Below are 24,989 nucleotides of genomic sequence, written 5' to 3'. Positions count from 1 at the left end.
GGCCATGAATAAGAATGAATCAGCATCCCCGGAGAATAATTTATTTAAAAATGTAGTAGCACATGCCAAGGAATATGGCTTTGTGTTTCCTTCCAGCGAAATATACGATGGCTTACAAGCCGTATACGACTACGGCCCATACGGTGTAGAACTTAAGAACAACCTTAAAAAAGTGTGGTGGCAATGTATGACACAGCTCCATGCTAATATCGTTGGCTTGGACTCTGCCATTTTTATGCATCCACTTACTTGGAAAGCTTCTGGACATATCGATAGCTTCAATGATCCGATGGTGGATAACAAGGATTCTAAAAAACGCTACCGTGCCGATGTGCTAATCGAAGATGCTGCGGCTAAATTGGAAGCTGATGGACAAAGTGAAAAAGCGCATTCTCTTGTAAAAAGGATGAACGAATTGCTTACTGCAGAAGACTTAAAAGGCTTGCAGGAATTAATAATAAATGAAGGTATCTCATGCCCAATAAGCGGTACAGCAAATTGGACTGAAGTAAGGCAATTCAATTTGATGTTCTCCACACAGATAGGCTCTGTAGCGGACGATTCCAATGCTATTTACTTAAGACCAGAAACTGCTCAAGGGATTTTCGTGAATTTCCTGAATGTGCAAAAATCAGCACGTATGAAGGTGCCATTTGGAATTGCTCAAATTGGTAAAGCATTCCGTAATGAAATCGTTGCGCGTCAGTTTATATTCCGTATGCGTGAGTTTGAACAAATGGAAATGCAATACTTTGTACGACCAGGTGAAGAGATGGAATGGTACACTTTCTGGAAAGAAGCTAGAATGAAATGGTATGAGGCACTTGGTTTCCCTCCCGCCAAATTGAAATTCCATGATCACGACAAACTTGCTCATTATGCCAATGCAGCTGTGGATATAGAATATCAGTTTCCGTTTGGTTTCAAGGAAATTGAAGGTATACACTCACGTACGGATTTTGACTTAAAAAATCATCAGGAAATTTCTCGCAAAAAATTGCAATACTTTGATCCCGAAGTAAATAAGAATTATATTCCTTATGTAGTTGAAACTTCATCTGGCTCGGACAGATTGTTCTTGGCCACTCTTTGCGAAGCCTATACGGAAGAATCAACAGGCGAAGGAGATCAGCAAAAGGAAAGAATTTATTTGAAATTGCATCCTGCATTAGCTCCTGTGAAAGCAGCCATTTTCCCACTTACCAAAAAAGACGGACTACCAGAAAAAGCGCGGGAGGTTATGAGACTATTACAAATGGATTTCCCTGTGATATATGAAGAGCAAGGATCTATTGGCAAGCGCTACACTCGACAAGATTTAATTGGCACACCTTATTGTATTGCTGTGGATCACCAAACACTAGAAGATAATACCGTGACGATTAGACACAGAGATACCACCGAACAAGAAAGGGTAGCGATTGCAGATTTGCCACAAAAAATTGGCGAATCAGTTAGCTTTAAAAGGATATTTGAGAAATTGATCTCCTAAATAGTCATCAACATAAAACACGAAAGCCCAAGCGATAAACTTGGGCTTTCGTGTTTTTACAGATAATGAAATAGCTATTTTACTTTTACCATTCCATTTTTTTCGATCCACTCACTTAGCTCTTGGATGTCTTCTTTAATAAAATCAACATCCTTTGGAGCTTGTTTTAGACTGTAGTTCCAGTGTCTTAATATGCAACTGAGGCCAGATTTTTCAACCTTTTTATTAACTCTCAGATACTTATCATACAAGTAATGGTCTAGGTCGGCTATTTGCACATTAATTTCAGACATCTGATCATATACTACAGCTCGTAATTCCTCCATCGACTCTTTAATCTCTCCATACCATTTTTTGAAATAAGGTGTATAGCTCAGATTTTTGAGATTGTCCTCTATTTCATCCATCAATTCGATCAGAGGTCTTGTATATAGTTTCATTTTATATAAACGCTTTTGCTTTGCTATTTTTAAAATTAAATTTCATAAAGCCTTGATTATTACATACGTAAAAATCATTAAAGGTTTGATAAAATGACTACTACAATAGAAAATTAGAATCGTTAATTTACAAACTCATCATTTCTTTGAATTTAGCGGCTTGTCTACGGCTAACTTCTATTTTCTCTCCGCCTTTCAACATTACCATTAGTCCGCCATTAAACCAGCTTTCGATGCTTTCTACCCAATTGAGGTTGATAATGTGCTTACGGCTTGCTCTAAAGAAGGCACGATCATCAAGACGTTCGTCAAGGGCATTGAGCGACTTATGTATCATCGGCTTGAAGTTCTCGAAATAGATTTTGATATAATTACCATCGGATTCGAATAAGCGGATATCTTTCAATCTCACAAACCAGCATCTTTCCCCATCTTTCACAAAAACCTGATCATTGATCCCAAGTTTTTTCTTTTCCGTATTGTCATCTAGCGCATCTTCCTTTTGCTGAACTTTCACCATCTTGGTTACAGCTTCTTTCAAACGCTCTGGCTGTATAGGTTTTAGCAAATAATCTAATGCATTTACTTGGAAGGCTTTTAATGCATACTCGTCATAAGCTGTTGTGAATATTACATTGGGAGCTTTTTCAAGTTCTTCCAATAGATCAAACCCTGTTTTACCTGGCATTTGAATATCCAAAAAAAGCAAATCAGGTTGTAACTGATTGATTTTTTCAATTGCATCGTCCACATTAACTGCTTCGCCTACAATCTCAATTTCTTTATACTCTGCTAGAAGGCTCAGCAATTCTTTGCGAGCTAATCTTTCGTCATCTACAATTAGTGCTCTCATATTCGTTGTGGGATTTTAACTTCAGTCATTACAAATTTATCAGATTCATTGAATATTCGGAAAGTGGCCTGATCTCCATAAATAAGCTTCAATCGCTGCTCAGTATTTTGGAGGCCGTAGCCAGTTCCTTTCTTCGAAATTACACCATTTATATATTGTCCACTATTTTTTATTTTGATAGTGAGCATATTATTCTGCACATCGGTTTCTATTTGTAGCAATCCTCCCGCTACCAGATTGGAAATACCATGCTTAATGCCATTCTCTACTAAGGTTTGAACCATCAATGGAGGAACTTCAAACTGCCCTGATTCGGGATGGATAATAAACTTGGTTTGCAGTCTTTCTTCGAAACGGATTAACTCTAGGTTTAGGTAATCTTTTACCGTCTTTATTTCATCATTAAAGGGAATCACCATTTTCTTGTCCATCACCAAGCTATTGCGAAGGATATTGGAAAGTTGTGTAATGGCGATTTTGGCCTTTCTTGGATCCTCATCTACCAATGCTCGCACGCTATTAAGTGCATTGAATATAAAATGTGGATTGAGTTGGGACTTTAGCGCATTTAGTCTGATTTCATTTATGGCTGCCTCCTGTTTCAAGCTAGCATTGTAGCTTTCCATATAATTGTACAGAAAGTAAATGGAAGCCCAAAGGAAATAGAAGATATATACTAGAAAGATGTTAGTAAGAACCACTACAGGTTCAAAATCTGTTTGGAAATTGATCGTTCCTAAATTGAAAGCTGTAAGAACCTGAAATAGATAATTGAGAATACTCAGCACCAAAACCGAAACTGAAACTCTCGGAATGATTTGGGACACATGCATTTTGATCCAACGCCATTTGAGGATCAAGTTTCTAAACAAGTGTGTACTTACCAAGAAGAACGCTGCCTGCAAAAAATAGCTAAATACAATTTGATCCGAAGGAGAGGCAAAAGCCCCATTTTCGGCTAAACGGATAAGAGCGACAAAAAAGATATTCAGTAAAGCATAGCTCGTCCAGCCAAATATTTGGAAGGACCAATAGAGAATCTTTTTGCGACTGAAATTTATCAATTGTATAGAATGAAAATAGCTAATAAATAAAGGCTTAATATCGGCAAATTGAAAGGCATAATTTATAATCTGCTTGTAACTTCCATAATCGGAAACATTCTTTTATTAGTTTTTTCTTCAAGTAGAAATTTTTTTTTAAATATTCAGAATTTTTTATTACCGCAAAAGTCCAAAATCACCCACTTATCCCTTCGGTTAATCCTTTTCGTTTTTGTAGCGTCTTAACAGTATAAAATTTGGTAGGGTATTTTAAAGCGAAATTTAAATCACATTAAAATCTCGAAAATAGAATTTGTATTGATTGCCAAAAATTTCCCTTTTAGGGTAAATATTGGAAGAGTTCAAATTCACCGAATTTTCCGAAAAAAAATTTACATATTGATGCAACTATAGAATAATATACTGCGTCATATATGTGAATCTAAGACAAACAGAATAAAAAAAGGTTGAAAATATTTTAAAGGTCAAAAACATGAAAACATTAAATTTTAAAAAAACTGGGATAATCGTTGCTGCATTTGCAATGATCGTCAATTTAGCTTGCGCTAACGAAAAAGAGCCAATAAACACCGCTGCCGAAGAAAATATGGCACTTCAAGAAGCACACGATCAGCTACTTGAGCATGAAATTCAGAAGAAATTGATGGCTGAAGTCTACAATCCTGCAACAAGTATCATAATTGTTGATTTGGACGGTAATATTATCGATGAAATCACCTACGAAGGCACAATTAATTGGCCGGAACATGCCGAATTAAAAAATAAACTTTCTAGAAGTTCGTTCCTAATTGAGCACCAGAACAAGCAATTCTACTTGTTTGATGTAAAGGCAACGGAAGCACTTCCAGTTAGTTAAAAGATCATTTTCATAGTTAAGTTTAAGGTTAATTGAAAAGGAGCGACTTAGGTCGCTCTTTTTTTGTGCCCTTAAACCAAATAAGACTAATCAGCTATTTCCACAGTTTTGGCACTACTTACCCCCTTTAACTCCTGCGCCAAAAACCTTGCTGTATAGCTCTTTTTCACTTTAGCAACTTCCTCAGGCCTTCCTTCAGCAATTATATAACCTCCCTTTTCGCCACCTTCTGGTCCTAAATCCACAATATGATCGGCTACTTTGATGATGTCCATATTATGCTCGATAATAAGAACCGTATTGCCTTTGTCCACCAGTTTATTCACCACATCCAGCAAATGCTGAATATCTTGAAAATGAAGACCAGTGGTAGGCTCATCCAAAATATAAAAAGTCATGCCTGTATCTCGCTTCGAAAGCTCAGTGGCAAGTTTCACTCTTTGCGCTTCTCCACCCGACAATGTCGTAGCATGTTGTCCTAAAGTGATATAGCCCAAACCAACATCCGATAAGGTCTGAATTTTTCTTAAAATTTTCGGCTGATTGGCAAAGAACTCCACTGCTTGCTCCACCGTCATATCAAGCACATCGGATATAGATTTGCCTTTGAAACGCACTTCCAACGTTTCTCTATTGTAGCGTTTGCCTTTACACGTTTCGCAAGGCACATGCACATCTGGCAGAAAATCCATTTCGATCACTCTCATGCCTCCACCTTCGCAGGTTTCGCACCTCCCGCCTTTTACGTTAAATGAGAAACGACCTGGCTTATAACCACGAATTTTGGCTTCGGGCATATTAGAAAATAAACTTCTTATCTCTGTAAATACACCTGTATAAGTAGCCGGATTCGATCGAGGTGTTCTGCCTATTGGCGATTGATCTACCTCAATTACCTTATCGATTTCCTTTAATCCAACGATTTCTTTATAGTCTAATGGCTCAGTTCTAGATCTATAAAAATGCTGATTGAGAATTGGGAAAAGAGTTTCATGAATGAGGGAAGATTTTCCCGAACCCGAAACGCCTGTGACACAAATAAGCTTACCAAGCGGGAGGTTGAGGGTTACATTTTTCAAATTATTCCCTCCCGCACCTTTCAACTTCAAAAACTTACCATTTCCTTCGCGACGCTGCTTTGGAATAGCTATTTCATATTCTCCTGATAAATAGCGAGCAGTAGAACTACCTTGCTCCAAAAATGCTTTGGGGGCACCTAAAGCCACTATTTGCCCTCCATGCCTACCTGCACCTGGCCCAATATCAACTATAAAGTCAGAGGCAAGCATCATATCCTTATCATGCTCCACCACAATCACCGAATTGCCCAAATCACGCAAATCTTGAAGCGCTTTTATCAGCTTTTCGTTGTCCCGCTGATGGAGTCCAATGCTTGGCTCATCCAAAATATAAAGCACCCCCACCAGCTGAGTTCCTATCTGAGTGGCCAGACGTATTCTTTGTGCTTCACCCCCACTAAGCGTCTTCAGCGGCCTATCCAATGTGAGGTAATCTAAACCAACGCCAAGCAAGAATCCTATTCGCTTACGAATTTCCTTTAGCACTTCTGTCGCAATTGCCTGCTGCTTTGTATTCAGCCTACTTTCAAGCCCTTCGAACCACTCGGCTAGTTCGTTTAAGTGCAGCTGCGTTAATTCTGAAATATTCTTATCGTCAATTTTAAAATGAAGTGCTTCTTTTTTCAGGCGAGCTCCTTTGCAATCGGGGCATTCCCTAATGTGCATAAAGTCGTCAATCCAAGCTTGCGTTTTATCTGTTCCTGATTCCTTCTGCTTTTCAAGAAATTTTATAATTCCTTCAAACTTGGTATTCCAATCTGTACCCGGATATTTCACAGAACTAACTGCGACTGGAATAGAATCTCCATATAGAATAGTTTTCATCACCTCAGCTGGAATATCCTTAATCGGTGTGGTAAGGCTCACCTTGTAGCGCTTCAATATGGCGTCCAGTTTTTTGAAAATCCATATATCTCGGTATTCTCCGAGTGGCGCAATTCCACCGCGACTTAAGCTCAATTTGTTATTTGGGATCACCAAATCTTCACTGATTTCCTCTATTCGACCAAGGCCATTACAAGTAGGGCAAGCTCCGTATGGAGAATTGAACGAAAAGGTATTTGGAGCTGGCTCGTCATAAGCTAATCCTGATTTGGCATCCATCAGGTTTTTAGAGAAATAATGTAGCTCGCCTTTTTCATCCAGTGCCATCAACACTCCTTTGCCATGCTGAAATGCCGTGCGAACCGATTGGGTAATTCTGTAGCGATCATTTTCATCTACCACCAGTCTATCTACGACTATTTCGATATCGTGAACCTTATAGCGATCCACCTGCATTTTGGCTACTATTTCCTGTATTTCGCCATCAATCCTTACTTTGGTAAAGCCTAGCTTCCGTATCTGAACAAACAATTCTCTATAATGCCCTTTTCTACCTTTGACAATAGGTGCGAGAAGAATAAATTTTTGATTTGCGAATTGGCTAAATATAATTTCAACAACTTGATCCTCCGTTTGGCGAGTCATTTTTTCGCCGGTGATATAGGAATAGGCTTCACCTGCTCGTGCATAAAGTAAGCGCATGAAATCATACACTTCCGTAACTGTACCCACCGTAGATCGAGGATTGCGGGAGGTTGTTTTTTGCTCAATAGAAATTACAGGACTAAGACCATTGATTTTATCCACATCGGGTCTTTCCATATCGCCGATAAAAGACCGAGCATAGGCTGAGAAACTCTCCATATAGCGGCGTTGACCCTCCGCATAAATGGTATCAAATGCCAAAGAAGATTTCCCACTCCCACTAATTCCTGTAAAAACCACTAACTGATTGCGTGGAATCTCAAGATCAATATCCTTCAAATTATGTTCTCTGGCTCCAAAAATTTGAATGCTATCGTAACCAGTGGGATCTACAGTAGTCCCGTTTTTTGATTCAGCCATGTGGAAATACTTCCTTTATAAATTAAACCGCAATTTAGGGCTTTAAAGACTAACAACCTTAGTTAATTGGAAATGTTGTGAAGCTTTAACAATGTATGAGAAAAGATGGCTAGTACCATTTGCTGGACTTCTCATTTGAATGACCTCACAAAGATTTACAATGAGCAATTAACTGTGAAAAGTCGATGTTACAGCGTATTCACCCAAGCAACTTTCTCTTCGATCGGACTTCTTCTTCCTTTTGGACTCAAGCCTTCACGCACTTTTCCAATATAGAAAAAGCCTAACAACCTATCCTTTTCCTCAAGACCAAAAAATGGTTTTGCCTCTTCCATATAAGTAACTCCTCCACTTCCCCAATATGCTCCCAACCCATAAGCTGAAGCGGTCAAATACATATTTTGTACTGCACATGCTACGGATTCAATCTCTTCAATTTCTGGAATGCTTTCTTTTGGATCACGTTTCATGATTATGGCTATCACATGCGATGCTTTCAGTGGGTTGTTCTTCAATTTTTGATACTTCTCTTCATTGAAATTGTCCGCAGCTTCGGCTTGCTTACGATAAAATTCAGACTGATAATCGGCCAGTTTTACTAAACCATCCCCAGTGAATACGATAAATCTCCAAGGCTCTGTATGCTTATGAGTAGGAGCCCAATTAGCATTTTCTAAAATTTCCTGGACAATACTATCTTCTATCTTTTCTCCAGTGTATTGCGCCGGATATAGGGAACGGCGATTTCTAATTAACTGATGTACTTCTTCTATTTTCATATGCTTTACTTATTTACATTATTGATTGTTCCCTAGCATAATTTTAATTCCTCCAAAATAATTCCTTTCTGGTGCAGGTTGAAAAAACCTCCCGCCAAAAGCGTTCAGATCATTGCCCAAACTGTACGTCTCATTTAGCAAGTTATCTGCTCCAGCAAATATTTCCCATATAGCATTCTTAGAAGTGATGGTCTTACCTATTTTTAACTGAACCAAATGATACGCATTAGAATACACTGCATTTCCATCATTTAATGGAATTGCATCCGTAAAATTATGCGTGAGATTAAGGAAATAGCCATCACCATAATCAATATCTGCTGTGCTCACCCAAGTATGTGGAGCTACACCAGTGAGCTTATTGCCAGTGAAATCATTTTGATTTTGCAAATAATCTCTAAAAGTAAAATCGTGATATGTATATGAAGAACCTAATCTGATCCCAATCCTATCAAATGACTTCTTCAAAGCTTGCCAAGAAAGCATCATTTCTAATCCATTTTGCAGAGTACTTCCTGCATTATTAAATAGTACTACACCATCCGAATTGGTACGTGTTACTATCGTCTGATCCAAAATGAAGTGGAAATAGTTAGCTTCAAACATTAATCTATTGTCCATGCTACGAAATCTATATCCAAGCTCCCAATTTGTCCCTTTTTCAGGTTCAAGTCCAAGATTTAATGAGCCCTCATTGGTGCGTACCTCTTGGATTGTAGGTGGTGAAAAACCCTTGCTCCAAGAAGCATGTAGGGCATGTTGATAGCCAATTTTCTTGAGCAATGCCAAGCGAGGCACTGCTATTCCATTAAAATTTCTATCAAATTGATAGCTGGTCTGCAATGCTGCATCCCACAATCTGTAAATGTCGAATGAAAGTGAATTGATGCTCAAACCGGCAGTGAAAATAAAATTTGCTGGCAATTCATAATCTGCTTGGGCAAAAATTAAGCTTTGGCTAGTTCGCAGTTCATCATCAAAACGGAGCGTATCTGCTCTTCCTCCACGATTGCCAAAGTTGCGTGCAAGCACCAGTGATTGCTGATATTCAGCACCAGCGCTAATTTTCAATTCGGAGCTGACTTGCCAATTGGCCAGCATACGACCACCAATTCCAGACTGGGCATCGCGCTTATAGTCTAGGATAAATGGGTTTTCGAAATATGAAGCATTTATATAGCCTGTTGCTTTTACTTGCAAATCGGGATTGAGTTTTAATTGGTAGCCCAATCCACTCAATACATATTGTTGCAAAATGCCCGCTTGTTGATCCGCACTACCTGGACGAGCAAGTTTAGGATTTTCGCTACGCTGTGCGGCATTAAGTCCTCCAGGAGTTTGATAGTTGAGATCGGAAAGTAGCAGAAAAGCATTGAGTTCCCCTTTCCCTCCCGCCTCTACCGTGCCATTTAGTTGAATCGTCTTTCGCTCGAAACTACTATGTTCCCGATATCCATCACCTTTTTGCCAAGTGGTCTGTAATTCAAACCCACCATTTTCACCTCCATTTTGCACACCTAAACTATATTTCTGCAAACCGAAGGAACCTGCCATACTACTAGCATTTGCCCGAAACCCTTCCTCTACAAGCTCTTTGCTAAATAATAAAGCGCCACCAGTTCCGGCTCCATACACACTTCCCGCAGGTCCTTTTATCACTTCTATATTATCCACATTATCAGTTTCAAGTAGGTTTAGAGGTGTATTGCCACCTGGCTCGGTTAGTGGAATTTCATTCCAATACACTTTGATATTTCGTACGCCAAATGGAGATCGCAACGAACTCCCACGTATGCCCACACGATAGCTTGCAGGCGAGCGTTCTTCCATCCTTACGCCCGGCAGCATATTGAGCACCGGCACTAGATTACTTTCCTGAAAACGTTGGATAGATTTTTTATCTAAAAAATGAACACCTGCGGCTTGCTCGAATAAGGGTCTATCGCTCTCGAATGCGCGCACCATTATCGCATCTAGTAGAATATCTTCAGCTACTAAATAGACGATCGGATTAGTTTGGTTCTCAGCTAAATTTATATTAAGTTCTTTATAACCAATAAGTTGAAAGGTAAATTGAGTTGGCAATTGAACTTGGATTTGCGCCTTCCCATCTGCGTTGGTAAACCAGCGGGAGGATGACTCTTGGTGAATTATCTGCACTTGTGCGAGTGCTGAATTATCTCTGCTATCCAGCACAGTTATATTTACCTGCGCAGTAAGCTGTGAAGCTCCAAAAAATAACAATAGTAAGATTAAGAAAGGATTTTTTCTCATGTGGCTAATCTCGAAAAATAAAGCTTATGAGAAAATAAAAACAAAGGGAATTGGCTGTTACTGCTTTTCTAAGGTTATTTATTGCTAGATGAATTATACGATTCCGGAGCACTGAATTTGGCAAGTTCTCCACTCACGGTAACTTCCACTTGAGTAGCATAATCATTGAAAAACAGCGTAGGAATTTTGATGCCGTGATCTTGAAATACAATAATAAATTGACTTTTCAAGCTGAGCTCGCCATTGAGTACAGTCACTGTGCCTTTGATTGTGCGAGCTTTTGTCACGCCATGTACTTGTAAATCTCCTATGGCTGTGATTTCATAGTCGCCATTTTGATTCAAATCTATAATCTCTGGAAAATTGCCACTAAAGTGAGCTTGTGGATAAAGGTGGGTCTCTAAATATTCTTCATTTACATGACGTTCCATCAATTTGGATGGAAATACAAAAGCTGGAGTTTGTATTCTGAAATTGAATGTTTTGTCATCCAAATCTATTTCTCCACCTATCTGCTCATTGGTAGCCCTTATAGGTTCAAGAACTCCATTTGAGTAAATGGAAACTGATGCATTGCGTGTGATGAGTTTACCTCTTTCTTCAAGAGTATCAACCCATTGCCACGACGAAAAAAATAATAGAAAACCAATTAGTAAGGGCATCTTTTTTTTGTTTAAAACTTGATAATCTTAACCATTTTGCCCTACAAGGAATCTCAATTGTGTTACCTTTATAGAAACAGATTTTATTGGCTAAAATTGTATCCCTTCAAGCATTTTTCTTGGATACTCAAATTAACGAATTCAATACAAAATTACACAAATATGAAAACCAAAGTTTACCTCCTTAGTTTTATATTTTCAATTTCCTTTAGTCAAATATATAGCCAAGATCAACTTGTCACCTTTGTAGATCAACATTTGGCTGACTGGACGGCAATGTACAAAGAGCTTCATGCAAGTCCAGAGTTATCCTTTCAAGAAGAACAAAGTAGCAAAAAAATGGCTCAAAACCTTCGCAGCCTAGGTTTTGAAGTGACTGAAGGCATTGGTGGCTTTGGTGTAGTAGGTATTCTCAAAAATGGCGATGGACCCACTGTAATGGTTCGGGCAGATATGGATGGCCTACCGGTTGTGGAGGAAACTGGATTGACTTACGCTAGCAAAGCCTTTGGATTGGACGACGAAGGAAATGAAGTAGCTACCATGCACGCTTGTGGTCATGATTTACATATGACTGTTTTTTCCGCTACCGCACAATCTCTTGTGCAACTGAAAAATCAATGGAGTGGAACCCTTGTATTTATTGCCCAACCAGCCGAGGAGCGGAGTGGTGGTGCAATCGCTATGCTTAATGAGGGATTATTTGAGAAATTTCCAAAACCAGATTATGCATTAGCATTGCATGCAAGCGCAAGTTTGCCAGCAGGTATGGTGGGTTATTGTCCAGAATATGCCCTCGCAAATGTAGATATGGTCAATATCACTGTAATGGGTGAAGGCGGGCATGGAGCTTATCCTCATACCACCAAAGACCCTGTAGTATTGGCTGCTCGCCTAATTTTAGATTATCAAACTATTGTGAGTAGAGAAATAAGTCCGCTAGAGCCAGCTGTACTCACAGTAGGATCTATTCATGGTGGGACTAAAGGAAATGTGATTCCTAATGAAGTGAAAATGGAATTGACGCTACGCTCCTATTCTCAGGACGTGCGTAATGAGATGATCAGCAAAATAGAACGAATTACTAAAGGCGTAGCTGCTTCGGCAGGACTGAGGGAAGATCAATACCCGATAATATCCATCAGGAATGAATCTACTCCTTCTGTTTACAACGATCCTGCATTAACAGATCGATTGGCAAAAGTATTTGCACAGAGTATTGGAGATCAAAACGTGGTACAAGTTCCTCCCGTTATGGCAGGCGAAGATTTTGGGAAATTTGGAAGGACTGAGGACAATGTTCCAATTATGATTTATTGGTTGGGTGCGGTAGAGCCAAATTTATATGCTGCATTTGAACGTGGAGAAACTGAACTTCCATCCTTGCACTCGTCTAAATTTGCTCCTTTACCTGAACCTAGTATAAAAATAGGCGTAATGACGATGACCTCCGCTGTAATGGACTTATTAGGCAACCGTTAATAGTCGCAAGTCCTCAGCCTTCAGTGGTTTGCTAATAAACATCCCGATTTCAGGGAATTTCTTAGCTTTCTCTTGGTCTTCTGGATCTACTGAGGTGGAAACAATAGCAAGTTTAATGTCCTTACCAAGAACTTCTTTTAGTTTGCGGAATTGTTCTAAAAACATCCAGCCATTCATTACGGGCATATTTATGTCAAGCAAAATAAGATCTGGAACAGATTCTAAATGGCCATTATTTGCAAAATCTTTGAGCATAGATAAACCTTGCTCGCCGTTTGTAGCAGTTAACACACGATCAGAAATACCATTTCTCTCAATTATCTTTGTGGCGATGAAGTTGAAAATATCATCATCGTCAATTACCAGTACACTATTCAGCTTTTCCATATTATACTCCCTTCTGCAAAATTGACTGTGACGCAAATATAAATAATCGTAACTTACTGATGTTAAGTAATATCAAAATATTTTTTCTGAGGGTCAATTATTATTATTTTAACAATATTGTAATTAATTATCAATAATCCTAGCAAATGACGCAATACTCTAAGCTCATACAACAGTTAATGCTATTCGTAGGACTGTTCTTCATTCTAGTTTTTCTGTTGTTCGTTGTCAATCAATTACACCTCATCCAACAATTAGCCAGTGAAATAAATCCGTCATTTGGAAAATTTATTTTAGTGGTATGCTCTGTCTTGCTCATAATTTTATTTCTGATTCCCTTTTATATCTACTTTCGACTTCCAGCTCCACTTGTCCATCCACTCGATGAAGCTGGCATTCCAGCATTTGAGAAAAAGCTCAAAACACGTTGGAAGAATCATCCAATTTTGATGGCTGAAAAATTGGATTTGGAATCGGCGGGAGGGTTGGATCAAGCCAGAATACTACTCCAAAATGAATCAAATCGGATTATACAAAGGAATGCTTCTGCAGTATTTTTGACAACAGCTATTTCCCAAAATGGAAGACTGGATGGACTAACTGTACTTGCTACCCAAATCAGGATGGTATGGCAGATTGCCAAATTATACAACCAACGGCCATCTCTAAGGGAAATGTCTTGGCTCTATGGAAATGTAGCCATTACCACACTACTTGCTGCTGAATTAGAAGATATGGATATCTCTGAACAAGTAGAGCCTATCATCAATTCGGTAATGGGAACTAGTGCCGGGAAAAGCATTCCTATGTTTGGTAACGTTACGGATGTGATAATGGACTCATTGCTTCAAGGCTCCATCAATGCTTTCCTTACTTTGAGAGTTGGTATTATTTGTCGGCAATATTGTAGCAGTACCAAATTGCCTCCTCGATTTTCAATTCGTAAAAATGCCTTTGCTGAAGCAACTTTACTTTTGGGTAATTTAGTTACTAGAGGCTCTAGTCAAGTAGTAAAAGGTGTCTTAAAAGCCTTGGGTCGTAGAGGTGTTAATACCATGAAGCGAGGATTTCAGAATGTAGAAAAAGGCACTCGAAATATCGGTTCTGGAATTAGCTCCTTTTTTCGAAAAATAAGTTGGGGCTCGGAGAAAACTCCTAAGGATGAAAATCCGGAAATTAGCTAAACCCTATAATTAGATTCAAATCATAAACCATTACTATGACTTTTCAACAGCATAAAGAGCTTGCTTCCATTAGTGATGAATTTCAAACGCTCTTTGGCCAGCTAAATCAAGACCAATTGAATTGGAAAGCCAATGCTGAAACTTGGAGCATTGCGCAAAATATAGATCATATTATTCGAATAAATGAAAGTTACTACCCACTAATAGAAGACCTAAAGGCAGGCAAAAGAGAAAAACCGCTATTAGCCAGAATACCCTTTTTCGTAAAGCTCTTTGGGAATTTAATCTACAAATCGGTGCAGCCGGATAATCCCAAAAAGCTGAAAACTCTTGGAATTTGGAAGCCTACAAATTCAGACTTTTCTGTGGATATAGTGCAAAAACTCATTGACCATAATGTGGTATTTGCCGACTTAATAAGTTCTTGCAAACCTCTAATTGAGGAAGATGTAATAGTTTCATCGCCAGCGAATAAAAATATTGTTTACAAACTCGAAAAGGCATTTGAAATATTGATTTCTCATGAAAGAAGGCATTTGGAACAAGCTCGTGGCGTTCTTCTATCTATGCCTTCTAAATAAAAAGCCCTAAAGAAATAATTCTCAAGAGCTTTTAGAAATTTTTTATTCTGTCATTATTGACCAAACAAATAATCTAGCGCCAACATCGCATACGTTCTTACGCCTAATTTCATTCCGGCTTCATCTATCCTGAAATCTGGTGTATGGTGAGGAGCTGCGGTACTTGGATCCTGGCCGGGCGTCATTCCACCTACAAACACAAACATCCCCGGCACTTCCAATTGATAAAAGGCAAAATCTTCTGCTCCAGTGATCGCCTTGGAATTTATCAAGGTACCTCCATTTTGCGTTAGCTTTTGTAAGGTAGGCTCCATTTGGGCTGTTAATTCGAAGTGATTAAAGGTAACTGGAGTTTGCTTTTGGATTTCAATTTCGACCTCTGCACCATATAAATCACCTATCGTTTTCGCAACATGGCGCATCCTGCGATGGACATCATCTTGCATATCATAATCTAATGTGCGTATAGTACCTTCCAAATAGGCCGACTCTGGAATGATATTGTTCCTTACACCTGATTCAATTTTGCCCACTGAAATTACGACTGCATTTTCTGTCAAATCCATTTGGCGACTCACAATTTTTTGAAATCCTTGGATAATATCAGAAGCCACGATGATAGGGTCGATGCCTGTCCAAGGTGTAGAACCATGAGTTTGCTTGCCTTTTATATTGATTCTGAAAATATCAGCAGCGGCCATTAACCCTCCCGCTCTGTATTTTAAAGTGCCTACTTCTGTTTGGGCATTTATATGAATACCAAAAATTACATCTACATCAGGATTTTTCAATACTCCTTCTTTCACCATCAAGCTCGCTCCGCCTTCTTCTCCTCTTGGTGCACCTTCTTCCGCAGGTTGAAATATAAATTTAATAGTACCTGGAATTTCAGCTTTCATTTCGGAAAGTATTTTGGCGGCACCTAGCAGCATCGCTATGTGCGTATCGTGGCCACAAGCATGCATCACGCCAACTTCCTGATCCATATAAGTAGAAGTAACCACCGATTTGAATGGCAAATCTACCCTTTCAATCACAGGCAATCCATCTATATCGGCTCTTAGGGCGACAACTGGGCCCGGCTTGCCTCCTTTCAACAACGCCACAACACCAGTCAAAGCGACCTCAGATTGTACTTCAAAACCCATTTCGCTAAGATGCTGAGCAATGGTTTTACCTGTTTGAAACTCTCTATTAGATAGCTCTGGGTTTTGATGAAAATGTCGTCTCCACTCAATTACTTGAGGCTCTACAGAATCGGAAGCTTTCATTATGGTTTCCACCATCGATTGTGGCGTTTGAGCAATTGAAAGACTACTTGAAAATAAAATAATAATTAGAATAGACCTTTTGATACTTCGTACGTTCATAGCGGTTGAATTTGATAGCATAAGTTACATATATTCAATCAAAATGAAATCTCTGTAAGCTTACTTAATTATAAGCTTGTGCTTTTGCTTCATTTTCTTTTGTCTAATTTTGCAAGGTAATACCGATGTATGTCTGAGGAGATAAAATATAAAAGTAGAAATCAATTTTTTATTAGCAATTTGCTCAAGGGCTTTGCCTTCCTCGCAATTCTCGTATTGGGCTTTATTTTCTTTAAGAAAAATTTAGATGTAGATAGCATCAGCTGGCTGGAACCGCTTTATAGCAGACCCAAAGTGATGTTTTTGATTTACACAGCTTCCGAAATGCTCTTTGGGATTATTCCTCCTGAGATATTTATGATTTGGGGGCTCAATCGTGGCGATGTAAATACCTACATCCAAATATTACTGGCCTTAATGTTCATTTCCTATGCTGCAGGCTGGGTAGCATATTTTATTGGCAAACGGTTTCGATATACAGTATGGTATCGTTATCTCAAGCGTCGCTATTTCCGCAAATACGAATTGTACCTCCAAGAATATGGCGCATTTTTAATCATTGTAGCTTCTATAACGCCGCTTCCTTTTTCAGCTATTTGTATGCTTGTAGGCTCTGTAGGCTATCCTCCTCGAAAATTTGCTCTCTACTCTCTATTTAGACTCGCTCGCTTTATTGTGTATGCCTACATTATCTGGAAGGCAAATAGCTTTTGATTCCTGCCTTATCTATCCTAAATTTATTCAAACACTATTGAATGATGAAATGGTATAAAGTTTTTAGAAGTAAAGAAGAAGCAGTCCAAGCTATCCCGGAAAATAGCAAAAGAGTGATCCGATTGGGTGATCTGAAAATATGCATGGTAAATAAGCGGGAGGTTTTTTACGCCATTGAGAATGATTGCCCTCACTTGGGTGATTCATTATCCAAAGGCACATTAAATGCAGAAAATGAGGTGATTTGCCCTTGGCATACGTACAGATTCAATTTGGAAACTGGAAAAGAAGCGATGAATCGTTGCCGTGACGCAAAAATTTTTCAAGTAAAGCAAGAGCAGGAGGGTATCTTTGTGGGCGTTCCTGAATTGTAAGGAATATTGATTTAAAAATTTTAGACTATGAAAAAAGCATATCATCCATGGCACTCAGTGGAATTTGGTGAAGAATCTCCCGAAATCGTAAATGCCATTATAGAAATATCCAAAGGCAGCAAAGCCAAGTATGAGCTCGACAAAAAAAGTGGCCTTTTGAAACTAGACCGCGTATTGTTCTCTGCAGTACATTATCCAGCCAATTATGGCTTCATCCCTCAAACTTATTGCGACGATAATGACCCGCTAGATATATTGGTCATTTCTCAAATTGATTTTCAGCCTCTCTGCCTTGTAAGTGCCAAAGTAATCGGTGTAATGCGAATGATTGATGGTGGCGAAAAAGACGATAAAATTATCGCCGTAGCTCAACATGATATTTCGGTAAACTATATCGATGATATAGACCAATTACCTCCAAATATCGAAAAAGAAGTACTTCGCTTTTTTGAAGATTACAAAAAACTAGAGAATAAGGAAGTAGTTGTGGAGAGCTTCTTGCCGAAAAGTGTGGCTCTCAAAATCGTTCAAGAAAGTATTGAACTTTATAAGCAGGAATATCAACAACTGATTAAATAAAGATTGCTCAAAATATCAAAAAAAGCCCAAGATGAAATTCCTTCACCTTGGGTTTTTCAATTCTAATGGAAAATACGATTACTGCTCTTGCTTATCGTATTCCTCTTTGCTAAGTAGTTTTATTTCCGCAAGGTTTTCATTCATAAGTGAGGAATTAATACTTGTCAATATCTGATCGAATGCCTGTTCTGCTTTGGTTCTTTCTTTGGCTGCATCCACTTTAAGTGCTTCTAGTCCATCAATTTGGCTCTGTGTTGGCCTACCTTGAAAACGACTTACTCCACCATAAATCTCTGCTATTTTTTCTCTCAATTTCTCATCACTACCAAATTGATTTGATTCAGTACTTACCAATCTCTTATGTAAGTCTTCCATTAGTTTAGAGAAGTTTTCAAGATCATCTTTCAATTTACCATTTGTCTTCACAATAGCTGAGTCTGTTTGGCTTTTCACATCCAATAGCTGAGCATTGAGAAAGCCTAAGTCCTCCAGTAGATTGTATGCATCCATCACTACTTTGTATTGCAATTCTCTATCGGCTGTGGAATGTGGTGAGGCAGGGTCATATTCCAAGAGAATACTTCCTTCGTGGGTTTCATCTCCTTTTACCACCCGCACTTTATACTCGCCTGGAGGATAAGCCGGACCAAATATAGAATTGGCGCTGATGGTATTTTGAGAACTAGGTACTCTTGGCGCCTTTTGTCTGGCTGGCCATGCTACTTTATTTATCCCTCTTGATTTTCCAGCTTGTAATTCTGCAATTACATCACCATTATCATCAAGTACTTCTACCTTCAAATCTCCAAATACATGGCGCTTTTTCAAGTAATAAGAAATAGTAGCCTCCTCCGTAGGGTTAGGTCCCACATACTCATCATCACCAGGGTAGATTTGCTGACCACCAAAAGCGCCAATTCTGTATGTACGGCTAGGCAATAATGCAACATCCGTATCCAACACCTCTGGTTTGAGTCCGCGCAAAGCGGTAATATCATCCAAAATGAAAATACCACGACCATGCGTTGCCATCACCAAATCATTGTCTATCGGGTGGATAACCATATCGAATACCGCCACTGGAGGCATATTTCCTTCGAAACGCACCCAATTTTTACCTGTATCTATAGAGATGAATAAGCCAAATTCGGTACCTAAAAACAACAGATTTTCACTCTTAGGATCTTCACGAATTACATGGGCATATCCGCTGATATTTTCATCTACAAGTGCTTTCCATGTTTTGCCATAATCTTCGGTCATATACACATAGCTATTCATATCGCCCGCACGATGCCCATCGAATGTAGCAAATGCACGACCCTCTACAGAGTGGCTTGCCTCCACATAACTTACCCAAGTATTTGCTGGTAAGTTTGGCACATTGCTGATTACATTTTCCCAGCTTTTACCACCATTTCGAGTGATTTGTAAGTTGCCGTCATCTGTTCCAGCCCATATCAATTGATCATTTAGAGGCGACTCTTTAATTGTAATAAGCGTAGTGTGATTTTCGGCACTTGTATTTTCTTTACTCAAACCGCCAGATGAAGTTTGCTGCTGCTTGGTAGTGTCATTTGTAGTGAGGTCAGGTGATATTCTTGTCCAAGTATCTCCTCTGTCACTGGAGCGATAAAGGTACTGAGCACCTATATAGAGATCATTGCTTTTGGCACCAATATGAACTGGCGCATTCCAGTTGAATCTAAGATTATCTTCTTCAGCAGTTTTAGTCGGTTTTATGGATTTAGCCTCTCTTGTTTTCAAATAAAAACGCTGCACATTTCCACCTTGCGATTGCCAATACACAATATTGGAGTCCTCAGGATCGGGAAAAACATAAAATCCATCTCCACCACCAACATTTTTCCAATCTGCAATGCGAATACCACCTGTGCCACGTGATGGCCCCATCCAGCTCCCATTATCTTGCAAACCGCCATAGACATTGTATGGACGCTGATTGTCCACACTTACATGATAAAACTGCGATACAGGTAAACTTCGATTAAATGACCAATTGCTACCACCATTACGTGAAGTATATAAGCCACCATCTGTACCTAGATAAAGTAAGCTATTGTCTTTGGAACCTACCCATAATGCATGATGATCGACGTGAATTCCGCCTAACGGGTTAACATTGTATGGCGTCGCAAAGACTTTTCCTCCATCGCTACTTACATTGAGGTTGAGCCCAGGCTTGTAAATGCGGGAGGAATCTGTTGGATCTGCTACCAATAATGAAAAATAAAAAGGACGCTCGCTTACTGTTCTGGTGCGATTCATTTCTGTCCAGTTTTCACCTTTGTTGCTCGACCTGAACAATGCTGTGCTGTCACTTTCTATTAAAGCATACACTACATCTGGATTTGCCGGAGTTACACTTAGGGCAATTCTGCCCTTCATTCCTGGATGCAAATCTTGCTTCAATTCCGTCCAATTTGCGCCGCCATCAGTGCTTTTGTATAGTCCAGAACCTTCACCTCCGGAAACAAAATCGTATGCAGTCCTTCTGAAAGAATACATTCCTGCATACAGGATTTCCGGATTAGCAGGGTCCATAGCCAAATCGGAAGCTCCTGTCCTTTGATCTATATATAGGATTTTTTTCCAAGTTTGACCGCCATCGATTGTTTTGTACACTCCACGATCTTCGCCATTGGCCCAAAGTGGACCCATCGCTGCCACATACACGATGTTTGGATCTTGTGGGTGGATAATCACTTTGGCTATGCGCTCGGTGGCATCCAAGCCTAAATGTGTCCAATTTTCTCCACCATCTACCGTTTTGTAAATGCCATTGCCAATAGATACTGAATTACGAATCCATGGCTCTCCTGTGCCTACCCACACAGTTTCGGGATGCTGCTGATCGATAGCAATGTTGCCAATAGATTGGGTGTGTTTTTCAAATACGGACTTAAAGGTGGTTCCTCCATTTTCACTTTTCCATACTCCACCACCACCAGCACCTACCCAAAGTATATTAGGATTGCTGTGAACTGCATCGAGGGTGCTTATCCTTCCGCTCGTTGTAGCTGGGCCAATTTGTCGCACTTCCATTGCACCAAATGTGGCGGTACTTAGTGGCGTTTCTTGAGCTTGGATCTGAAAGCTTAGGAGCAGAAGGAGTGCTAATAGATATTTTTTCATTGTTTGTTCTGTTTTGGGCAAAAAAATAGCCATCAGATTTTCATCGATGGCTATTTGTATAATTTTATTTTGACAAGGAATTACTTGCCTGGTTTAGTAAATAAGGAATCATCTACTTCTACACCGAATTCCACCTTATCTAAGATCAAATTCATGCTTTGACCCATTGCACTTGTGGTGATGCTGTGTGCCATCATTACTCCGTCCACTTCTTTGTAATTACCCATTATTGCGCTAGAAGTCACTGTGTTTCCTTCTACTACCATGGTTACTTCTGTTTTAAGCAAAACGTAGTTATCTGCATCCATGAAGTAAGTAGCTTCTGTTCCGTCAGACTTAGTAAGCTTTATTTTAAATACATCAGCACCTTCGAAGGTGTCGTTACCAAGTAATTCTACTTTATGTCCTTTTGCAGCGTAGTTGTGCAAAGGTCCATCAATATCAGAGTTTTCGAGAGCATTTTTCAGCTCCATACCAGATAAATCTTGTGGCTCAGTCATACCCATAAGTGGGTTTACTTGCCAGCCTGTTTCACCATTGAATGCCTGTACCATCTTCATCCCTTGGAAGGAAGATTCCATATAGAATTTCCCTTCTCTTTTGTATTTCTGATTGAAAGGGATTTCCAAACCTTGAACAACAATTTTGCCTTCGGTTTGCATTGTTTGCACATTGCTCAATTTCGACTGACCGATTGTCTCGAAATGTTTTGCCAAAATCTCATCTACACTTTGCGCTTGCACGGACATTACACCCACCAGTAATAATGCTGTAGCGACTCCTCTAAATAATTTTCTCATGTTTTGGTAATTTAGTTTCCTCTCCAAAATTAGCAATGAACGATCCAAAATGAGCGATAAAATGATTAATTATAAAATTATGCAGGCAAAGGGAGTTTTTCACGGATAAGAATACCAACACAAAAAGCCAAATGAGACTTTCATTCAGCTTTTTGTAAAATATCAACATTTTTTAATTGTCTGGCTTAATTCCCGGTACGCATCAGTTCATCTTGATTTCCAACGCCTCTCGCTTGCGATTGGAATTTCTCGCCACGGCTAAATCTATACCTTACGGTGAACCTTACACTTTGATTACCCTGATAGTTATCCATCACTGTATTCTGGTTTTGGAAATCTACAAACAACTTATCTCTTCTCGATCTGAATATATCGGTAGCATTGATGGCCAAATCGAGCTTGTTGTCCATGAATGACTTTTTGATTCCAGCATCAGCCCATAATTGTCCGCCAATTTGGTACACTCCATAATAGATGGGGCCGCGATAAGTTCCACTCATTTCGAACTTGACGCCATGTGGTAGTGAGAATGAATGCTGATTTTGTAGATATACCGTCCATCTTGAATTGTCGATTTCGAAATTGTCCAATTCAGCTTTGAACTGTTGATAGCTAATATTACCAAAGGTATTGATGCTCCACCAAGGAGTTACTTCAGTAGGAATTACCAATCGAGCCATGTACGAATAGCTATTATTCAAATTGGTATTCATAAATGTAGTAGTCTGATTTTCATCGTCTTGAAAAGGAACTTCGGTAATTACATTACTAGCAGCCTGGTAGCCCAAAGTGAAATTGTACATCCCTTTGAATACCTGCGTAAGTTCAAATGAATTGGTATAAGAAGGAATCAAATCTGGATTGCCTTGGATAAATGTGTATGGATCGGCATACAATAAAAACGGATTAAGCATAGCATAAGGAGGACGGAAAATCCTACGGCTGTAGCTATAGTTTATAGTATAATTGTCACTTACCTTTTGATTCAAGAATATGCTTGGAAAAAAGTCTGTATAGTTCCGTGGTGTGCGCTTATTCAATGTATGTGAATAACCCTCAGCTTGAGTAGATTCCACCCGCAGTCCAGCTTGCAACTTGAATTTGTCGCCCAAGCTTGTGTGTAATGTTCCATAAGCAGCATATATATCTTCTTCGTACAAAAAGTGATTGCTTCTGTTTGGATCTATCACCCAGGTATCACCCTCTTTATAAGAAAAGATTACGTCATTATCTGATATAACTCTGCTGAATTTAACACCAGATTCTAGCTTCATTTTATTTGCCCAATTCTTAGTGTAATCTGCTTTTACAGAATATATATCGTATGAAGTGGGGTTGTCAGAAGTAAGCAACTCGTCTTGTCCGGTAACTTCGCCATCCTGCAAAAACAAGTTGTCGAAAGTGGAATATTCATTGGCAATCATACCTGAATAGTCGGCATCAAATGAAAGGGAGCTTCCTAATGTGTCTAATTTACCAACATAATGAAGGTTATATGCTCTTTGTTGGAAATCGCTTACTATCTGATTCGTAGCAAATACCGAACGGCCGGGAAATGCCTCAGACAATAAACGTGTGTCGGAAGTCATATTGAATGTTCCGTCGTTCATTACATTTTTGGCCATTGCACCGATAGAATGATTATCATTAATTTGAAAATCAACACCTGCCTGTAAATTGGTGCTTTTCGTTCCATCAGTCATGGTTGCATCTTGGCGAATCCCTTCAAAATCTTGACTTTGAGTGAAATCTCTTGAAATATCAAAATATCTCTGTCTGCGTCTATCGCTCTTATCTAAATTGAGATAGCTAGAAAATTTGCCTGTTTTGTAATTCAAATTGAGGCCTCCAAAGTAGCTGTGCAAATCGTTGTAAGCTGTACCCAAATTGGCACTTCCATTCATACCGCTAAGGGTGTTTTTCTTCAATTTGATATCGATAATTCCACTTGTGCCCTCTGCATCGTATTTGGATGATGGGTTGGTTATTATCTCAATATTCTTGATATTTTCTGCCGACATTCCTGTAAGATAATTTTCCAATTCCTTTGGCGATAAATACGTAGGACGGCCATCTATTAATATTCTTGTACCGCTCATGCCATTCAAAAGGATATTGCCATCATTGTCCACAATAACTCCTGGAGCCTTTTCAAGTACTTCCAAGGCATTATTGCCCGATGTCAAAGCAGAGTTTTCTACATTCATCACCATTTTGTCGGTCTCAACAACAATTTGAGGACGCATGCCTTTCACTTGGACACCATCCAGCTCCATGGCTTCTTCTGCCATGGTTATTTGTCCAAGGTTCTTCTCAAATGGAAAAGAGCTAATTTCTATTGGCTCCGAAGTGAACGTCTCAAAACCTAAAAAAGTAGCGTTCAAAGTATAGGTTCCAATTTCATTTACTCTGATGGTAAATGTGCCTTCCATACTTGTAGCTACATTGCTAAGCTTGGCTTCTGTGGATATATTTTGAAGATATACATTGGCAAATGGAATCGCCTCTCCTTTGGAATCCACAAGTTTTCCTGTAATCGTAGCGGTTTCTGCTGGCTGGGCTTGCATGCCCATAACCGTAAAAATTAATAATAGTGATAAAATAAACGTTTTCATGTGTGTGGTATTAATTGCTTTCCCACACATTAGGAATATTTGTGCCTACTAATTAACTATCTTATTTTCAGCATTTTATATAAAACAAGATACTTAGAGTTTGTATTGATAGCGTACACTTGCGTTCATTTTTGAACAATAAAAAACAGCGACATCTCACGACGTCGCTGTCCCACCATGAAAACCTGCGATTTCAAAAGGGCTCTCAACATTTTATGAATAGTTGATTTACCAACCGCACTTTTACTCAATAGTCTGTGGTTTAAGCAAACTATCCCCATAAAACTATCCAATCATTAATGCTGAGGTTCTGAAATCATAATCCTAACAGCCTGTTGACGTATTTGTTTTTATCCGA

At 39.2% G+C, this 24,989-nt stretch carries 20 protein-coding genes; 8 read left to right on the top strand and 12 right to left on the bottom strand.

What is annotated here, in order from left to right; all coding sequences use genetic code 11:
- The first annotated feature begins 4 nt into the window (after positions 1–4).
- Positions 5–1,492, top strand: coding sequence for a glycine--tRNA ligase (locus ACOXY8_RS07010; RefSeq protein WP_458330849.1), 1,488 nt, complete (start codon positions 5–7; stop codon positions 1,490–1,492).
- 74 nt (positions 1,493–1,566) lie between these two features.
- On the opposite strand, the gene ACOXY8_RS07005 is transcribed toward ACOXY8_RS07010, so the two are convergent.
- The 3 genes from ACOXY8_RS07005 to ACOXY8_RS06995 all read right to left on the bottom strand — a co-directional run bounded on the left by ACOXY8_RS07005 (position 1,567) and on the right by ACOXY8_RS06995 (position 3,849).
- Positions 1,567–1,932, bottom strand: coding sequence for a hypothetical protein (locus ACOXY8_RS07005; RefSeq protein WP_458330848.1), 366 nt, complete (start codon positions 1,930–1,932; stop codon positions 1,567–1,569).
- A 127-nt stretch (positions 1,933–2,059) separates the two neighbouring features.
- Entirely contained in the window at positions 2,060–2,785 is a 726-nt protein-coding gene (locus tag ACOXY8_RS07000) for a LytR/AlgR family response regulator transcription factor (protein ID WP_458330847.1), read from the bottom strand.
- A complete protein-coding gene (locus tag ACOXY8_RS06995) occupies positions 2,782–3,849 on the bottom strand; it encodes a sensor histidine kinase (RefSeq protein ID WP_458330846.1) in 1,068 nt (355 codons plus the stop codon). The genes ACOXY8_RS07000 and ACOXY8_RS06995 overlap by 4 nt, the downstream gene beginning before the upstream one ends.
- A 472-nt stretch (positions 3,850–4,321) precedes the next feature.
- On the opposite strand from ACOXY8_RS06995, the gene ACOXY8_RS06990 reads away from it, so the two are divergent.
- Complete coding sequence (locus tag ACOXY8_RS06990; protein WP_458330845.1) at positions 4,322–4,705, top strand: hypothetical protein; 384 nt, start codon at positions 4,322–4,324, stop codon at positions 4,703–4,705.
- An 86-nt stretch (positions 4,706–4,791) separates the two neighbouring features.
- Here the strand turns inward: ACOXY8_RS06990 and uvrA are convergent, their stop codons facing one another.
- The 4 genes from uvrA to ACOXY8_RS06970 form a co-directional block, all read right to left on the bottom strand.
- Complete coding sequence (gene uvrA / locus ACOXY8_RS06985; protein WP_458330844.1) at positions 4,792–7,674, bottom strand: excinuclease ABC subunit UvrA; 2,883 nt, start codon at positions 7,672–7,674, stop codon at positions 4,792–4,794.
- A 188-nt stretch (positions 7,675–7,862) separates the two neighbouring features.
- The gene (locus ACOXY8_RS06980; RefSeq protein ID WP_458330843.1) at positions 7,863–8,453 is read right to left on the bottom strand and encodes a nitroreductase family protein; all 591 of its coding nucleotides are present in this window, start codon (positions 8,451–8,453) and stop codon (positions 7,863–7,865) included.
- 18 nt (positions 8,454–8,471) lie between these two features.
- Positions 8,472–10,727, bottom strand: coding sequence for a TonB-dependent receptor (locus ACOXY8_RS06975; RefSeq protein WP_458330842.1), 2,256 nt, complete (start codon positions 10,725–10,727; stop codon positions 8,472–8,474).
- A gap of 74 nt (positions 10,728–10,801) precedes the next feature.
- Positions 10,802–11,389 (bottom strand): YceI family protein, encoded by a 588-nt coding sequence (locus tag ACOXY8_RS06970; RefSeq protein ID WP_458330841.1) that lies wholly within the window; start codon positions 11,387–11,389, stop codon positions 10,802–10,804.
- Between the two features lie 162 nt (positions 11,390–11,551).
- Between ACOXY8_RS06970 and ACOXY8_RS06965 the strand changes: the two genes are divergently transcribed.
- Complete coding sequence (locus ACOXY8_RS06965; protein WP_458330840.1) at positions 11,552–12,871, top strand: amidohydrolase; 1,320 nt, start codon at positions 11,552–11,554, stop codon at positions 12,869–12,871.
- On the opposite strand, the gene ACOXY8_RS06960 is transcribed toward ACOXY8_RS06965, so the two are convergent.
- Entirely contained in the window at positions 12,857–13,258 is a 402-nt protein-coding gene (locus ACOXY8_RS06960; protein WP_458330839.1) for a response regulator, read from the bottom strand. The genes ACOXY8_RS06965 and ACOXY8_RS06960 overlap by 15 nt on opposite strands.
- 146 nt (positions 13,259–13,404) lie before the next feature.
- On the opposite strand from ACOXY8_RS06960, the gene ACOXY8_RS06955 reads away from it, so the two are divergent.
- Both ACOXY8_RS06955 and ACOXY8_RS06950 read left to right on the top strand, forming a co-directional pair.
- Entirely contained in the window at positions 13,405–14,442 is a 1,038-nt protein-coding gene (locus ACOXY8_RS06955; protein WP_458330838.1) for a DUF697 domain-containing protein, read from the top strand.
- A 35-nt stretch (positions 14,443–14,477) separates the two neighbouring features.
- Positions 14,478–15,023: a DinB family protein gene (locus ACOXY8_RS06950; RefSeq protein WP_458330837.1), complete on the top strand. Its 546-nt coding sequence runs from the start codon at positions 14,478–14,480 to the stop codon at positions 15,021–15,023.
- A 53-nt stretch (positions 15,024–15,076) separates the two neighbouring features.
- Here the strand turns inward: ACOXY8_RS06950 and ACOXY8_RS06945 are convergent, their stop codons facing one another.
- Positions 15,077–16,393 (bottom strand): amidohydrolase, encoded by a 1,317-nt coding sequence (locus ACOXY8_RS06945; protein ID WP_458330836.1) that lies wholly within the window; start codon positions 16,391–16,393, stop codon positions 15,077–15,079.
- 129 nt (positions 16,394–16,522) lie between these two features.
- Here ACOXY8_RS06945 and ACOXY8_RS06940 point away from each other — a divergent pair, with 129 nt between their 5' ends.
- Genes ACOXY8_RS06940 through ACOXY8_RS06930 form a run of 3 tightly spaced genes read left to right on the top strand, consistent with a single transcriptional unit; the run spans position 16,523 to position 18,060 of the window.
- Positions 16,523–17,107: a YqaA family protein gene (locus tag ACOXY8_RS06940; protein ID WP_458330835.1), complete on the top strand. Its 585-nt coding sequence runs from the start codon at positions 16,523–16,525 to the stop codon at positions 17,105–17,107.
- A 41-nt stretch (positions 17,108–17,148) separates the two neighbouring features.
- Positions 17,149–17,481 (top strand): Rieske (2Fe-2S) protein, encoded by a 333-nt coding sequence (locus ACOXY8_RS06935; protein WP_458330834.1) that lies wholly within the window; start codon positions 17,149–17,151, stop codon positions 17,479–17,481.
- A gap of 27 nt (positions 17,482–17,508) precedes the next feature.
- Positions 17,509–18,060, top strand: coding sequence for an inorganic diphosphatase (locus tag ACOXY8_RS06930; protein WP_458330833.1), 552 nt, complete (start codon positions 17,509–17,511; stop codon positions 18,058–18,060).
- Positions 18,061–18,138: 78 nt separating this feature from the next.
- On the opposite strand, the gene ACOXY8_RS06925 is transcribed toward ACOXY8_RS06930, so the two are convergent.
- The 3 genes from ACOXY8_RS06925 to ACOXY8_RS06915 form a co-directional block, all read right to left on the bottom strand.
- Positions 18,139–21,216 (bottom strand): VPS10 domain-containing protein, encoded by a 3,078-nt coding sequence (locus ACOXY8_RS06925; protein ID WP_458330832.1) that lies wholly within the window; start codon positions 21,214–21,216, stop codon positions 18,139–18,141.
- 80 nt (positions 21,217–21,296) lie between these two features.
- Positions 21,297–22,016 carry an outer membrane lipoprotein-sorting protein gene (locus ACOXY8_RS06920; protein ID WP_458330831.1) on the bottom strand — a complete coding sequence of 240 codons (720 nt, stop codon included), beginning with the start codon at positions 22,014–22,016 and terminating at the stop codon, positions 21,297–21,299.
- 185 nt (positions 22,017–22,201) lie between these two features.
- Positions 22,202–24,631 (bottom strand): TonB-dependent receptor domain-containing protein, encoded by a 2,430-nt coding sequence (locus ACOXY8_RS06915; RefSeq protein ID WP_458330830.1) that lies wholly within the window; start codon positions 24,629–24,631, stop codon positions 22,202–22,204.
- Positions 24,632–24,989: the final 358 nt, after the last annotated feature.

Origin of the sequence: Peijinzhouia sedimentorum, assembly GCF_049340005.1 — a bacterium.
GTDB lineage: Bacteria > Bacteroidota > Bacteroidia > Cytophagales > Cyclobacteriaceae > CAXBDP01.
This window is presented reverse-complemented; position numbering and strand designations above follow the sequence as displayed.

Bases quoted from the DNA above. Each gene is read 5' to 3' on its own strand.
- ACOXY8_RS07010 (WP_458330849.1), top strand. From the start codon at position 5: ATGAATAAGAATGAATCAGCATCCCCGGAGAATAATTTATTTAAAAAT.
- ACOXY8_RS07005 (WP_458330848.1), bottom strand. From the start codon at position 1,932: ATGAAACTATATACAAGACCTCTGATCGAATTGATGGATGAAATAGAG.
- ACOXY8_RS07000 (WP_458330847.1), bottom strand. From the start codon at position 2,785: ATGAGAGCACTAATTGTAGATGACGAAAGATTAGCTCGCAAAGAATTG.
- ACOXY8_RS06990 (WP_458330845.1), top strand. From the start codon at position 4,322: ATGAAAACATTAAATTTTAAAAAAACTGGGATAATCGTTGCTGCATTT.
- uvrA (WP_458330844.1), bottom strand. From the start codon at position 7,674: ATGGCTGAATCAAAAAACGGGACTACTGTAGATCCCACTGGTTACGAT.
- ACOXY8_RS06980 (WP_458330843.1), bottom strand. From the start codon at position 8,453: ATGAAAATAGAAGAAGTACATCAGTTAATTAGAAATCGCCGTTCCCTA.
- ACOXY8_RS06975 (WP_458330842.1), bottom strand. From the start codon at position 10,727: ATGAGAAAAAATCCTTTCTTAATCTTACTATTGTTATTTTTTGGAGCT.
- ACOXY8_RS06970 (WP_458330841.1), bottom strand. From the start codon at position 11,389: ATGCCCTTACTAATTGGTTTTCTATTATTTTTTTCGTCGTGGCAATGG.
- ACOXY8_RS06965 (WP_458330840.1), top strand. From the start codon at position 11,552: ATGAAAACCAAAGTTTACCTCCTTAGTTTTATATTTTCAATTTCCTTT.
- ACOXY8_RS06960 (WP_458330839.1), bottom strand. From the start codon at position 13,258: ATGGAAAAGCTGAATAGTGTACTGGTAATTGACGATGATGATATTTTC.
- ACOXY8_RS06955 (WP_458330838.1), top strand. From the start codon at position 13,405: ATGACGCAATACTCTAAGCTCATACAACAGTTAATGCTATTCGTAGGA.
- ACOXY8_RS06950 (WP_458330837.1), top strand. From the start codon at position 14,478: ATGACTTTTCAACAGCATAAAGAGCTTGCTTCCATTAGTGATGAATTT.
- ACOXY8_RS06945 (WP_458330836.1), bottom strand. From the start codon at position 16,393: ATGAACGTACGAAGTATCAAAAGGTCTATTCTAATTATTATTTTATTT.
- ACOXY8_RS06940 (WP_458330835.1), top strand. From the start codon at position 16,523: ATGTCTGAGGAGATAAAATATAAAAGTAGAAATCAATTTTTTATTAGC.
- ACOXY8_RS06935 (WP_458330834.1), top strand. From the start codon at position 17,149: ATGATGAAATGGTATAAAGTTTTTAGAAGTAAAGAAGAAGCAGTCCAA.
- ACOXY8_RS06930 (WP_458330833.1), top strand. From the start codon at position 17,509: ATGAAAAAAGCATATCATCCATGGCACTCAGTGGAATTTGGTGAAGAA.
- ACOXY8_RS06925 (WP_458330832.1), bottom strand. From the start codon at position 21,216: ATGAAAAAATATCTATTAGCACTCCTTCTGCTCCTAAGCTTTCAGATC.
- ACOXY8_RS06920 (WP_458330831.1), bottom strand. From the start codon at position 22,016: ATGAGAAAATTATTTAGAGGAGTCGCTACAGCATTATTACTGGTGGGT.
- ACOXY8_RS06915 (WP_458330830.1), bottom strand. From the start codon at position 24,631: ATGAAAACGTTTATTTTATCACTATTATTAATTTTTACGGTTATGGGC.